Raw genomic sequence first — 13189 nt, forward strand, 5'->3', positions numbered from 1 at the left:
CCGAACTCGCCTAGTATCCCAGCTTCGATAACGACTGAATCGGCGGCGACTCAATGCAACCTTGGCTTCCGGAGACCGCGCTGACCGCCGCCGGCCTGACCGCGCTCGCCGCGCAGGATGCTTCGGACAAGCAAATCACCTGCGTCAAGGCGCCCTTCAAGTCGCTGATCGACCATGTCTTTATCTCGCCCAATCTCCTGCCGTGCGGCCACGATTTCATGATCCTCGCGCTCGACCGAACCATCGAGCGGTTCCTGGAAGTGTCCGATCATCGCCCGGTCCTCTTGCGACTGGCCGGGCCTATCGGTGAGCGTTAGATCCAGAACGAGGTTACACGGGATTCCTACAGCCCGCACATCGCAGCTGGCCGCCTGGCAAAGTCAAAGGGCAACCGTCTCACCGACGAAGACCGCGGCGAGCCGCAATCATCGAGCGAGGACGAAATAGGGACAGCGAAGGGTTTTATCCGCATGCGGCAGGAGGATCGCTTTGTGGTTAGCGCTATTGCTGCGTATTCGATGCTTTTCTCGACCGGGTTTGCCAGTAGGCACAGCCAAGCAGCGTGAGGGGAGGCCAAAGGGATAACCAATCGTCGCTAAACGGCATGCTCCAGCAAATAACGGCAAGGCGGTAGCGGCGCGCTTGAGCCCCGGTTGAAGTGCTTGGAGTTTTTTCCGAATGGGCGAGCGTTGCGACTAATGAAGGCGTCACATCATTCGACGGTGACTGATTTTGCCAGGTTGCGTGGCTGGTCGAGATCTGTGCCCATGAAGAGCGCCGTGTGGTACGCAAGAAGCTGTATCGGCAGCGAGAAGATCATCGGCGCGATAATCTCGTCGGTGGCCGGCAGCACGATCGTGTGCATCGTATCGAGTTTCGATGCGGCTGCCCCTTTTCCATCGGTGATGAGGATAATGCGCCCTCCGCGGGCGGCCACTTCCTGCATGTTGGAGAGGGTCTTGTCGAAAAAGCGATCATGTGGCGCGATGACGATCACTGGCATGTTCTCGTCTATCAATGCGATAGGACCGTGCTTCAATTCACCCGCCGCATAGCCTTCGGCGTGGATGTAGGAAATCTCCTTGAGCTTCAGCGCCCCCTCCATCGCCAGCGGGAAATTTGTGCCACGGCCGAGATAAAGGACATGATGACACTTTGACAGTTCGCGCGACAGAAGCTCAATCTCCGGCTGGATGCTGTCCAGTACCTGCCTCATGAGGCGCGGCATTTCGGCGAGGCTCTCGACGAGCGCCTGCACCTCATCTTCGGTCACGGTTCCGCGGGCCTTGGCTGCGTGGATGGCGAGTGCGGCAAGAGCGGCTAGCTGGCAGGTGAAGGCCTTGGTGGAGGCGACGCCGATCTCTGGGCCGGCAAGGATCGGGAAGACCACATCGGCCTCCCGAGCGATGGTCGATTCGCGCGCATTGACGACAGCGCCAATTTTCAGCCCAAGCTGCTTGCAGTACCTCAGCGATGCCAGCGTATCGGCGGTTTCGCCCGACTGTGAAATGAACAGAGCCGCAGACTGCGGCGACAATGGAATCTCGCGATAGCGGAATTCGGATGCAACATCTATTTCGACCGGCAGGCGCGCATAGCGCTCGAACCAGTATTTTCCGATCAGCCCGGCGAGATATGCGGTGCCGCAGGCAGAGATCGCCAAGCTCGGGATCTTGGCGAAGTCGATGCCAGAAACCGCATCGGCACCATTTTCGATGAAATTGATATAATGACCGAGCGCATCGGCGATGACCTCGGGCTGCTCGAGGATTTCCTTCTCCATGAAGTGGCGATGGCTGCCCTTGTTGGCCAGAGTGGCCACGGCCACGGAGGTCTGGCGCGGACGCGCGACGGGGTGGCCGTCGTAATCAAATATATCAGCGCCCGTCCTGCCGACAACGGCCCAGTCACCGTCGATGAGATAGGTGATTTCATTCGTGAATGGAGCAAGCGCGATCGCGTCGGAGCCCAGGAACATCTCGCCGTCGCCGTGACCGATCGCCAGCGGTGGTCCATTGCGCGCCGCGATGATGGTCGACGGATCATCCTCAAAGAGGATGGCAAGCGCGTAGGCACCCCTGACGCTTTTCAGCATGGCATGCACCGCCTCACCACGCCTCATGCCCTCCCGGCGGTGCCTTGCCAAGAGATGCGCAAGGACCTCAGTGTCGGTGTCGGTCTGGAACTCGGCTCCCGTCGCCGCCAATTCGTCCTTCAGTTCGGCGAAATTCTCGATGATGCCGTTATGGACGACGGCCACACCATCCGTGAAGTGCGGGTGTGCATTGCGTTCCGTCGGTGGCCCATGGGTTGCCCAGCGGGTGTGGGCGATGCCGATGGTACCACCCAGCGGCTCTTCCTTGAGTCTCCTCTCGAGATTGACGAGCTTGCCCTCCGCGCGCCGGCGGTGCAAGGTGCCATCGGTGATCGTCGCAATGCCGGCCGAATCATAGCCGCGGTATTCCAGACGCTTCAATGCGTCGACCAGGCGTTCCGACACCGGCTGTTGCCCAACGATGCCAACAATTCCGCACATGTTCTTCTCCGAAGTCTTCCCGGCAGCCTTAGCCGACGCAGACGAGGGACGCCGCCCGGCATGCGCTCAGTTAGAGTCTTCTAATGGAATCCAGTCAGTTCGGTAAAATTGATTGTTGGGATAGCCATCATCCACGCCATGGATGAACTAAATCTCAGTCCAATGCGGGTGATGTGAACCGGGGCGTACGCTTCCGCCTTCAACGGGCTGCGCATATCATGGCCGGCGCCCTCACCTGCGTTAATAGCATGCAAGCCGGCCGGAGGAGACGGGGAATACTTGGGCCGAGTGCGAATGGGTAGCCCCAGCGCACTCTTTGATCTCGCCGTTCAATTGTGCGGACGCTGCTTCATGCATCATTCCTCGGTTTGCTTCTCCAGGCCGGACGCAATGACTCCTTTCGGCGACGAGAAGCAAACCCTCTCTTCCGATCCCTGGGGCCACGCACCACGTCTTAGCTACCGCATGGGCCGTGCGGCAGGCCGAGAATCGGTCGCCACAGTACCGGCCCATTCAGACGTCCCCTCCAGCGGATGCGCAACAGGCTGGCGTGAGAGATCTCGAGAAACCCGGCCACCGCCTCCGTTTTGCCGACGGGCTGCGGCTTTCCGATGCGCGACAATGGCCACGTTGCGAGGCGAAGGATCCGTTCCATACGCGTATCGGTCACCGTCACGATCCGGGTGAGATTGTTGGCCAAGCCGAATTCGATCATGCCGGCGAAGAGCTCGTAGGTTGCTTGGGCAAGGCCGCCTGCCGCCTTGGGCGTTGATGGGGGCAAATCGAGCGCGAAACGGCTGCTTTCCCATATGTCGGGACTCGCGGGCGCCACAGCTTCACCCAGCAGCGCCGGGAATGTGTCGCGCAACATGGTCGGCCCAGTGGTTGGCAAGAGGCGCACGCAGCCACGAATTCGCCAATCGGATCCCTTGAGCAGCAGATAGACAGGCTTCAAGTCGTCAAAGGTGTCTGTTTCCATTTCGCCTCCGGTCTGAACTTCCCAATCGAGCCTCTCCTTGAAAACCCGATATCTGAGCCCGTGCATCTCTTTGAGCTCGCCTGCGAATTCGCTGTAGAGGCCAGGTGTGATCAGCTGAATCATTCGTCGCCTCCGTGCGGGTTGTGTTCCCGCCATCGAAGGGCAAAGCGCACAGCGATGCAGCCTGTGGACGTTTACAGCTATCCTCGCGGAAGGATCCGGATCTCGCCTGACCGGAGGCAGCCAGCCTGGCAACCGCATGGATCGTCCGAACGCGAGCTTTGCTTGGCATTTTCCAGATGGAAGGTCCCCTTGCCCTTTGAGACCTGCTTTCCAAGGCGTATTCGCGAGTTTTATCCATGCCTTTATGGTCTTGGGAGCGTGGCGGGCAGGCTACACAGTGGGTGGCGGAGAGGTCGGGAATCAGTTGGAATGGAGGAATTCGTCTCGCCAAAGAGGGGATCCTTTGCAATGCACTGCCTGCCCGACACTCCCGCTTCAACGTTACGCGCCACATACCGCCGAGTAACAGCCGGACCGGCGACGCCGGCTGTGCTGGTTGTTGGCCTGATCAGCGGCGGCACGGTGAATCTGAGCCACGTCGCCAGCCATTTCCACGGACCGGCGAGCGTAGCCTCCAACGATCGCCGGCGGCGACGCTTCTTCCAGTTTACCAGTTCGACGAGGACTGGCTGGCGTGTACGCTGGTGGCGCGGCTCAACCTACGCCCGCCCTTGCGGCTGTGCCTTGACTGCACCAATTGGAAGCAAGGACATAAGGTTCGCATCAAGGAGCGAGGCAATATGCATCGTCGTAACCTGATTAGAGCATTCATCGCGCTGGGCGTGTGCCCGATCTGCGCCCAGACCGCGCGTGCGGCCAGCGCCCATTGGGGATATGGCGGCTCGGTCGGGCCGGAGCATTGGGCCGATCTGGACACGAGAAATTTCGCCTGTTCGGCGGGCAGGCAGCAGTCACCCATCGACATCGCCGGCACGGTAAAGGCGGATATACCGCGCATCGACATCAGTTGGCTCAAGGGCGGCGGCAGGATGGTGAACAACGGCCACACCATTCAAATCAACATGCCGGAAGGCAGCACCTTGACCCGCGGGGATCGCGTCTACCAACTGGCACAGTTGCATTTCCACGCGCCGAGCGAGCATCACGTGGCGGGCATGAGCTTCCCGATGGAAGCGCATTTTGTCCATAAAGACACAAAGAGCGATACTCTGGGTGTGCTGAGCGCCCTTCTTATGCCTGGCGCGACAAATAACAGCTTTGCCGGTCTCGCCAAGGTCTTTCCGGCCCGGCCCGGCGAGGAGATGGCAGTTGACGAGTTCGATCCCAACGGGCTTTTGCCGGCCTCGCTCGGCTATTGGACCTATGAGGGATCATTAACGACTCCGCCCTGCACCGAAAACGTGGAGTGGATGGTTGCAATGGAACCGGTCGAGGTCGACACCGCAGACATCAAGCGGTTTACGACGCTTTACGCATCTAACGCGCGGTCGATCCGTCCCTCCAATCGGCGCTTCATCCTAGGCCTCAGCTAAGGTCATCGCGCGCGTCAAGCAAAACCGCGGTAACAATCGGGGGGTTTCGAACAGTACGACGGCACCCTGGTGGCGCTGGCATCGACCATAATGCCCTAGTACTACTGTGTCATAAACTTCGTTAACGATTGATTGCGAGAATGGCGATTCAAGCTTCAAATGGAGGGAGCGATGAATCTCCGAGACGGAATCGAAACGAGTGAATCGCGTTTTGCGGCCTATGTCGAGACGCTCGCCTCGGCATTGGGTCATGCTGACCGGGTGGCGCCGCTGAAGGCCTATTGCACCGGGCTGCTTTTGCCAGGCGAGCGCAAGAGCGTCGAGCCGATGGCGGCACGGGTGGAGCCTGGGCGTGTTCAGGCGGCGCACCAGTCTCTGCATCACTTCGTGGCGAAAGCGGACTGGTCGGATGATGCCGTGCTTGGCGTCGTGCGGGCGCAGGTTCTGCCGGCACTTGAGGGTCAGGGGCCGATCCGCGCCTGGATCGTCGACGACACCGGCTTTCCCAAGAAAGGCAAGCATTCGGTGGGTGTGGCGCGGCAGTACTGCGGCCAGATCGGCAAGCAGGACAACTGCCAGGTCGCGGTCAGTCTGTCGGTTGCCACCGAACAGGCGAGCCTGCCGGTCGCCTATCAGCTCTATCTGCCGGAAGGCTGGGCCAACGACCCTGACCGGCGCGCCAAGGCAGGTGTGCCGGAGGATGTCATCTTCCGCACCAAGCCCGAAATCGCACTCGCGCAGATCCGGGCGGCGCTGGCGGCCGGCGTCTCGCCGGGCGTGGTGCTGGCCGATGCCGGTTATGGCAACGACAGCTCCTTGCGCACCGGGCTGACGGAGATGGGCTTGACCTATGTCGTCGGTGTCCAGTCCTCGATCCGTCTGTGGCCGCCGGACACGCAACCGCTGCCGCCCAAGCCATGGAGCGGCCGCGGCCGCCCACCTTCGCTCGTCCGACGCCAGGCCGACCACGCGCCCGTTTCGGCCAAGGACCTGGCGCAAGCGCTGCCCGAGGGCGCCTGGTGCCGCGTCACCTGGCGCGAGGGCTCCAAGGCGCCGCTCGCCTCGCGCTTTGCCGCCGTCCGCGTCCGCCCAGCCCATCGCGACTACTGGCGCTCCGCGCCACGAGCTGAGGAATGGTTCCTGATCGAGTGGCCGCAGGGCGAGGTCGAGCCGACCAAGTATTGGCTCTCGACCTTGCCGGAAGATACCGAACTCGCCGGCCTCGTCGACCAGGCCAAGCTGAGATGGCGGATCGAACGGGATTATCAGGAACTCAAGCAGGAGATCGGCCTTGGCCATTATGAGGGCCGAGGTTGGCGCGGCTTCCATCACCACGCCACGCTCGCGATCGCCGCTTACGGATTCCTAGTCTCCGAACGGAGTCTGATTCCCCCCTCAGCCCCACGCTCAGCGCCGCTCCTCAAGGCACCTGCGCTACCCGAAGATTATCGACCCCGCGGCGCCGCCGCTCCGTCCCGAACGCCACGTCAGCAATTCAATCGCCACCGTCAGGGTTAGACTCGCCCACGCCTTGGCGCGGCGTCTGCCACGATGTCCATGCTGCCAACATAGTTTTATGACACAGTAGTACTAGAGCGGGATGAATTTGGATTGAATCGAAGGGGATTCCCAAGGGTCTGCAAATCAGATTCAAGATGCTGGCTGGGAGAAGGAGGCCGGCATGGATGGGCAAGCCATATTCAAACGATCTTCGGGACCGGGTTGTCGCTTCGGTTGAGCAGGAGGGGCTTTCGCGCCGGCAAGCAGCGGCGCGTTATGATGTCGGCATCAGCTCGGTAATCAGATGGGTGGGGCGCTTTCGAGAAACAGGCAGCGTCAGCCCCGGCCAGATCGGTGGACACAAGCCCAAGAAGATCCGCGGCGCCCACCGCGACTGGTTGGTTGAGCGCTGCCGCAATGAGGCCTTCACCTTGCGTGGGCTGGTCGCGGAACTGGCCGAACGCGGCCTGAAGGTGGACTATCGCTCGGTCTGGGCCTTCGTTCGCGAGGAGAAGCTTAGTTATAAAAAAAGACGCTGGTCGCGGCCGAACAGAGGCGTCCCGACATCGCGCGCCGGCGTCAGCAATGGTTGAAGTATCGCGCAGCGATCGATCCTTCACGCTTGGTGTTCATCGGCGCCGTTGCGCGGCTGGGCGCCGGTCGGGGAGCGGCTCTATGCCGAGGTCCCGCACGGCCACTGGCAGACCATGACTCCTGGCGGCACTGCGCCATGATCGCCTGGACGCGCCATGGCTGATCGACGGACCGATCAACGGCGAGCGGTTCCGGCTCTATGTCGAGCAGGTTCTGGTTCCGACCCTTAAACCCGGTGACATCGTGATCATGGACAATCTCGGCTCGCACAAGGGCAAGGCAATGCGCCGCGCCATTCGCGGCGTCGGTGCCAGACTCCTGCTCCTGCCGAAATATTCGCCCGATCTGAACCCGATCGAGCAAGCTTTGCCAAGCTCAAGCACTGGCTCAGAAAGGCGGCGCGCCGAACCGTCGATACTGTCTGCAGCGCGATCGGCGAAATCCTCGATGGCCTCACCGCAACCGAATGCAACAACTACTTCGAAAACGCCGGATTTGTTCAACCTAAAATCATCCCGCTCTAGGGTTCACAACAGCATGACCGGATCATGGGGAACTTGTGGGCCGCTTGCTTGCGGAGAACTGGGTGGCGTCACCGACACCCGTACGCTCCGGCCTGGATCTGCTTGATCAGGGATTGATAAATCCGACGCGTCGCTCCCGTGCTGCGAGAACCCTCCTCATACTGGACCAATTAAAATCTCCAAAAGTGGCAGTTTAGTTTGGACCAGTGAACTGCAATATTGGCTTGCAGTCAGGGAAGCGATCGTGACTGGTCGCGCCGGTCATGGATTGCTTGCGCTCGAACTGATGGAGTTGCCTGGATGTTTGAGGGTCCCATCATCGACGCTCGAATTAAGAGTATTGCATCGGGATTTAGAGCCGTGAGCGTCTACGTCGATGCCACTTCAGCTGAAGAAGGACGTTTCGATCCCCGATTGCTTGGTGAAGCCTGCGATTGCGCGTTGGCGGATGGCCCGGCTTGGGCAGAAGCTCATCTGGCGAGTTGGTCCGACGCCTACGCCGTCTTTGGCGCGAAGCCTAACCGTACGCCGTGCTCAGCCCAGGCCCTCAGAAAGCGGGTTCTGAAAGACGGCACTCTTTCGACGATCAACCCGATCGTCGATCTCTACAACGCCATCAGCCTGAAATACGCAGTCCCGGTGGGTGGAGAGAATTTTGACGCCTATGTCGGAAGACCCCACCTGACGATCGCTGACGGGAGTGAGACGTTCGACACCATGGTGAATGGAGAGGCGGTCAACGATCCTCCCTTGCCCGGTGAGGTCATCTGGCGCGACGACATTGGCGTCACCTGCCGACGCTGGAACTGGCGACAGGGCACTCGAACCCGCCTGAAGACCCTAACAGGCCGGATGTGGTTCGTACTGGAGGCGTTGGAGACCATGCCGGACGATGCATTGGCAGAGGCGACGGATGCCATGGTCGGAGGGCTGAATGCCTTGATGCCTGGCTGCAAAATCGCGAGCCAAGAAATTGCCATCGCCGGATGAGGTTTCCGGTCGAGCGAGTGGATCCATGGCCGCCCGGGGCATCCGGCGCGATCGATCCGATCGAGATTATCAAGGGCTGAGAGAATGAATGTCGATCTCCATCAGTTGCTCATCGTCTTTGCTGCATATGTCATTGCCGCGGGGAGCCCCGGCCCGAGCAACATGCGCATTATGGGGGTTGCGATGGCGCGCGGCAGAGGTGCTGCGCTCATGCTCGCCTCCGGCGTCGTCAGCGGCTCGATCTTTTGGGGTTTTATGGCCTCCACCGGCATCTCCGCCCTGTTGGCCAGGTACGCCCAGGCACTGCTCGTTCTGCAGGTTTTCGGGGGGCTTTACCTGCTATTCCTCGCCTTCAGGGCGGGACGGTCGGCGCTTACGTCGAACGAGAAGCTGGCGGTGCGCGCATCGACCGACCAAGTCGCTCTTTCGCGGGGTGAGCTCTATAGGAAGGGCCTCTTGATGCATTTGGCGAACCCAAAATCCGTGCTGGCATGGATCGCGCTCGTCACGCTGGGGATCGGTCCGAATTCATCGTGGCAAAGCATCGCAGCGATATTGGGTGGCTGCGCCATCCTAAGTGTCACGATATTCTGCGGCTACGCCATTGTCTTCTCCACACCGCCTATGGTGGCTCTATATCGCCGCTGCCGCCGCTGGATCGAAAGTCTGTTGGCGATGTTCTTCGCGTTCGCCGGGCTGCGTATGCTGCTTTCCCGTATGTAGTTTCGAAAGGAATGGATGATGACTTTGTTTCGCGGCCTGTCGGCGTTCCCCCTTACGCCAACCGATGCGGAAGGGCATGTCGACACCGAGGGTCTGGCTCGTTTTCTCGAGCGTATTCAACGCGCCGGAGCGGACTCCATCGGCCTTCTGGGGAGCACGGGCGGTTATGCTTACCTCACCAGGGAAGAACGCAAGCGTGCCGTTCAGGCTGCCGTGGAATGCATCGGCGGCAAAACGCCTCTTGTCGTGGGTGTGGGTGCATTGCGTACCGATGAAGCTCAGGCTCTGGCGCGCGATGCCAAATCCGCTGGAGCTGACGGCCTGCTCCTGGCACCGATGTCCTACGTTCCCCTGAACGAGGACGAAGTCTTCCAGCACTTCGTCGCGGTGGCCGAGGCGGGGGAATTGCCTTTGTGCATATATAACAATCCAAGCACCACGCGCTTCACATTCAGCGACGCATTGATCGCCCGGCTGTCAGAGGTGTCCAACATCGTCGCGGTGAAAATGCCTCTGGCGGCGAATGACGATTATGCGGGGGAACTGGCACGTTTGCGGTCGATGACGCCTGACACGTTCACAATCGGATACAGCGGCGATTGGGGCGCGGCGGATGCCCTGCTTGCCGGATGTGACACCTGGTACAGCGTTGCGGCAGGTCTGCTGCCGGTCCCGGCGCTTGCGCTGACGCGTGCAGCGCAGTCCGGCGACGCGGTGGAGTCCACTCGGTTGAACCGCGCTTTCGGGCCGCTCTGGACCTTGTTCAAACACTACGGCAGCTTCCGCGTTATGTTCGTCATCGCCGACTACCTCGGTCTGGCGCACGTCCAGCCACCGCGCCCTATTTTGCCGTTGCCGGAGGACGCCGGAGATGACATTAGGCAGGCATTGGAGAAGCTCGAATAGCCGAGCACAGGGCATGCCCAGTGCAACTGCGTGCGGGCGAAGATGTCGAGCGGGAACTGCCGGTCCTCTCGACCTTTCTCGGCCACGCCAATGTTCGCGACACCTACTGGTATCTATCCGCCGCGCCGGAGCTAATGACCCATGCCGCGCGACTGCTGGATGAGCGGTGGGAGGTTCGCTCATGAGTGCCTCGAACGATCTGGCCGTGCTGATCGAGCGGTGGTTCACCGATCGGCTCATGCGACATCGAGGCGTAAGCTCCAACACCATCGCCTCCTATCGCGACACCTTCCGGCTCCTGTTTGCATTCGCGCAGACACGCCTTGGCAGGTCTCCGTCGCAGTTGACACTGCGGGATTTGGACGCGCCTTTCATCGGTGCATTCCTGGAGGACCTTGAGACACTGCGATCCGCCTCAGTGAGGACCCGGAACCTCCGCCTCACGGCCATTCGGTCTTTCTTCAGATATGCGTCGTTCGAGGAGCCGGCCCATAGCGCCCAGATTCAACGCGTGCTCGCGATCCCGAGCAAGCGATGCGACAAGCGACAGCTTCAGTTTCTCACCAGGCCCGAGATTGAAGCGATCCTGGCCTGTCCGGATCGCAGCACATGGCTGGGACGGCGTGATCACACTCTGCTGTTGCTGGCCGCGCAAACGGGGTTGCGGGTCTCGGAGATCATCGATCTCGACCGGGACTCGGTGATGCTGGGGCACGGTGCCCACGTGCGATGCGTTGGCAAGGGCCGCAAGGAGCGAAGTACGCCGCTCACCAAGGTTGCACAGCAAGCCCTTCGGGGCTGGCTCAACGAGCCCAGGAAGCGGGGCGCAACGGCTCTCTTTCCGAACACGCACGGCGGCAAGCTGAGCGCCGACGGCGTGCAGGCGCTGCTGAACAAATACCCAAATAGAAGGGCGTCTCAAACCAAAAGGCACGGACATCAAACGCCATCAGAGCCTCGCCGCTACCCCCGTGGCGGAAGGTTGCGTACAGACTTGCCGCACAGAACCCCAAGGCGAGTGAGCACGCGATGCTAATGGCTATGTTGGGGGACGTCGTTTTTGTAGAAGACATTGTTCCATGGCCGAATTAGCCGTGCTGATGCTGCGCTTGCTTCAGACACCGAACCGAGGTCGCGATGCCGACGCTCGACAGATCGATGCCGCAGCGGGTGGTGCGATGCTTGCATCGCGCCACCCGGCAGACGTGGATTTTGAAAGTTTCACTAAGCAGCTACGTCGACGGCCAGGGAATTGGAAACAGCAAGGCCGTGAACGGAATTCGGGAGAGGAAGCGTTACTGCCATGGCCGAGACCTCAACGGCCGGTGCGATCTCTGCTTCTCCTAGCCTCCATTAGATCCTCTCGGGCGTGATTGTAGGAGTGGCTTGTGTCCCGGCCGACTTGACCACCCCGCTGCAGCTGTTCGTGGGAGGTTTGCGGGCCAACTGTATCACGGACTGCAGCCCCAATACCTGCTATGTGGGCGTCCAGATCCGCACTGCGTTCCTCTGCTGCATGCCGCGGAGGAGGCATCTGCGGCAAGATGTCTTGCATGCCGGGAATTGAGTGAGCTTGGCCCTGTTGATTTGGATCTAACTGGTGATACATCGCGTACATAGCATTGGATGCTGTCGACCTGACGTGGCCATCCGGATCGGTAGCCAATTCAGCGGCCTGATCAAAAATGCGAGCTTTATTTTCAGCGTTAAACTTGCTGAAGTTTTGCGCAGCGTAAAGCGCTCCGATAGCTTGCGAAGGTGGATCCATGTTGCCAATGCGATTAACAATACTATCTTGTGTCTCTGGCCGAAGGTAATGAGACACATTACTGACTGCTCTGAATTGCTCCAATGCTACTTCATCCGAGGTGTGTCCCAACCCGGCAGTCAATTTATCTCCCAGATCGACGGCTGATCGTCCAAGCTGATTGGTCCGCGTTTCAAACTTCGCGAGGTCAGTTTCTGGCTCGGTTCGAGTGCCCCGAACGGCTATGCGCTCTCGCCTCCCGAGTTCTTTGAAGGTCCCAAGATTTCGCGCTGTATCGCGCGGGTTTAGCGCTTACCAGCCGTTCTGCAACATCGGTCAATGGTCCGTATGGAAGGTCACGGAGGGTACTGCGATTCCCCACGTCTTGGGATGAACTTGCAGCTGCGCGTGCCCGTTTGTTATCGCGATCCATTGCTCGGCCTCCAAAGTCGTTAAGTTACCCAATCAGGGTACCACCGACGCTTGACCTGCTAAACCGATATGAGGTTACAGTTGTAGTCTGGCAGAAGCTTCTCCCAACTCTGGGATACGCCGAGAGCCGTAACCGGGGCAGATTTCCGGGCGGAAGGGGTTTGCGGCGAGAGCGTTCGTGATTCACCGTTTGCGTGACGCATCAGGATCGTCTCGTAAAAGAGAGTCCGTCGCGATACGCCCCGCGAATGACGATGGTACCTTCGGCTTGACTTATCCTTCGCGCTCTGCGGGTCCGACGAGAAAATCAGCCTACCCTTGCTGAGACTACCTGCGGAGGACTTGCCGCTACGGCGGTCCTGCTCGATCTCGTACTTGATCTTCTGCCCATCAACGAGGTTTGAAAGTCCAGCCCGTTCTACAGCTGGAGTATGGGCGAAAACGTCCTGACCGCCGTCATCGGGCTGGATTAAGCCAAAACCTTTGGTGCTGTTGAACCACTTCACTGTTCCGGTCGCCATATCTGTGTATTCCTCTGTGGCCAGTGCGAACCAGACGGGCCGTGAAGCCGATCCTGTTCATATTTCGTAGAGTTAAACCCAGCAAAAACCAGAATTACCCACCTCGGGGTTGCGGCGCGAAAAGCCATTGCTCTGTTTGGGAACGCACCGAACAGGTGCCGGTGAGCTTGAGCGCAACGCG

Annotated in this window: 9 protein-coding genes and 3 pseudogenes; 9 read left to right on the plus strand and 3 right to left on the minus strand. The window is 60.1% G+C overall.

Annotated elements, in window-relative coordinates:
• Positions 1–53: 53 nt before the first annotated feature.
• A complete protein-coding gene (locus tag JG746_RS31055) occupies positions 54–317 on the plus strand; it encodes a hypothetical protein (protein WP_044549227.1) in 264 nt (87 codons plus the stop codon).
• A gap of 395 nt (positions 318–712) precedes the next feature.
• Here JG746_RS31055 and glmS read toward each other — a convergent pair whose 3' ends face one another.
• Together glmS and JG746_RS31065 are read right to left on the minus strand one after the other, a co-directional pair.
• Positions 713–2536, minus strand: a complete 1824-nt coding sequence (gene glmS, locus JG746_RS31060; protein WP_010914009.1) for a glutamine--fructose-6-phosphate transaminase (isomerizing) — start codon at positions 2534–2536, stop codon at positions 713–715.
• A gap of 454 nt (positions 2537–2990) precedes the next feature.
• Entirely contained in the window at positions 2991–3638 is a 648-nt protein-coding gene (locus JG746_RS31065; protein WP_044549225.1) for an acyl-homoserine-lactone synthase, read from the minus strand.
• 680 nt (positions 3639–4318) lie between these two features.
• On the opposite strand from JG746_RS31065, the gene JG746_RS31070 reads away from it, so the two are divergent.
• From JG746_RS31070 to JG746_RS31105, 8 genes and pseudogenes are all read left to right on the plus strand, one after another.
• Positions 4319–5071, plus strand: a complete 753-nt coding sequence (locus tag JG746_RS31070; protein WP_010914007.1) for a carbonic anhydrase — start codon at positions 4319–4321, stop codon at positions 5069–5071.
• A gap of 171 nt (positions 5072–5242) precedes the next feature.
• Positions 5243–6589, plus strand: coding sequence for an IS701 family transposase (locus JG746_RS31075; protein WP_202323969.1), 1347 nt, complete (start codon positions 5243–5245; stop codon positions 6587–6589).
• 167 nt (positions 6590–6756) lie between these two features.
• Positions 6757–7689: pseudogene (locus JG746_RS31080) on the plus strand (IS630 family transposase).
• A 300-nt stretch (positions 7690–7989) separates the two neighbouring features.
• Positions 7990–8679 (plus strand): B3/B4 domain-containing protein, encoded by a 690-nt coding sequence (locus JG746_RS31085; protein WP_096453950.1) that lies wholly within the window; start codon positions 7990–7992, stop codon positions 8677–8679.
• Positions 8680–8763: 84 nt separating this feature from the next.
• The gene (locus JG746_RS31090; protein WP_010914002.1) at positions 8764–9402 is read left to right on the plus strand and encodes a LysE family translocator; all 639 of its coding nucleotides are present in this window, start codon (positions 8764–8766) and stop codon (positions 9400–9402) included.
• An 18-nt stretch (positions 9403–9420) separates the two neighbouring features.
• Entirely contained in the window at positions 9421–10308 is an 888-nt protein-coding gene (locus tag JG746_RS31095) for a dihydrodipicolinate synthase family protein (protein WP_069093303.1), read from the plus strand.
• A gap of 29 nt (positions 10309–10337) precedes the next feature.
• Positions 10338–10493: pseudogene (locus tag JG746_RS31100) on the plus strand (tyrosine-type recombinase/integrase); the annotation flags it as partial.
• Positions 10490–11344 (plus strand): tyrosine-type recombinase/integrase, encoded by an 855-nt coding sequence (locus JG746_RS31105; protein WP_244672974.1) that lies wholly within the window; start codon positions 10490–10492, stop codon positions 11342–11344. The pseudogene JG746_RS31100 and the gene JG746_RS31105, both read left to right, overlap by 4 nt.
• 1460 nt (positions 11345–12804) lie before the next feature.
• Here the strand turns inward: JG746_RS31105 and JG746_RS31110 are convergent.
• Positions 12805–13008: pseudogene (locus JG746_RS31110) on the minus strand (cold-shock protein); the annotation flags it as partial.
• Between the last annotated feature and the right edge of the window lie 181 nt (positions 13009–13189).

Source organism: Mesorhizobium sp. 113-3-3 (assembly GCF_016756495.1).
GTDB lineage: Bacteria > Pseudomonadota > Alphaproteobacteria > Rhizobiales > Rhizobiaceae > Mesorhizobium.

What these genes read in the sequence shown, in the direction of transcription:
- JG746_RS31055 (WP_044549227.1), top strand. Translation starts at nt 54, where the DNA reads ATGCAACCTTGGCTTCCGGAGACCGCGCTGACCGCCGCCGGCCTGACC.
- glmS (WP_010914009.1), bottom strand. Translation starts at nt 2,536, where the DNA reads ATGTGCGGAATTGTTGGCATCGTTGGGCAACAGCCGGTGTCGGAACGC.
- JG746_RS31065 (WP_044549225.1), bottom strand. Translation starts at nt 3,638, where the DNA reads ATGATTCAGCTGATCACACCTGGCCTCTACAGCGAATTCGCAGGCGAG.
- JG746_RS31070 (WP_010914007.1), top strand. Translation starts at nt 4,319, where the DNA reads ATGCATCGTCGTAACCTGATTAGAGCATTCATCGCGCTGGGCGTGTGC.
- JG746_RS31075 (WP_202323969.1), top strand. Translation starts at nt 5,243, where the DNA reads ATGAATCTCCGAGACGGAATCGAAACGAGTGAATCGCGTTTTGCGGCC.
- JG746_RS31085 (WP_096453950.1), top strand. Translation starts at nt 7,990, where the DNA reads ATGTTTGAGGGTCCCATCATCGACGCTCGAATTAAGAGTATTGCATCG.
- JG746_RS31090 (WP_010914002.1), top strand. Translation starts at nt 8,764, where the DNA reads ATGAATGTCGATCTCCATCAGTTGCTCATCGTCTTTGCTGCATATGTC.
- JG746_RS31095 (WP_069093303.1), top strand. Translation starts at nt 9,421, where the DNA reads ATGACTTTGTTTCGCGGCCTGTCGGCGTTCCCCCTTACGCCAACCGAT.
- JG746_RS31105 (WP_244672974.1), top strand. Translation starts at nt 10,490, where the DNA reads ATGAGTGCCTCGAACGATCTGGCCGTGCTGATCGAGCGGTGGTTCACC.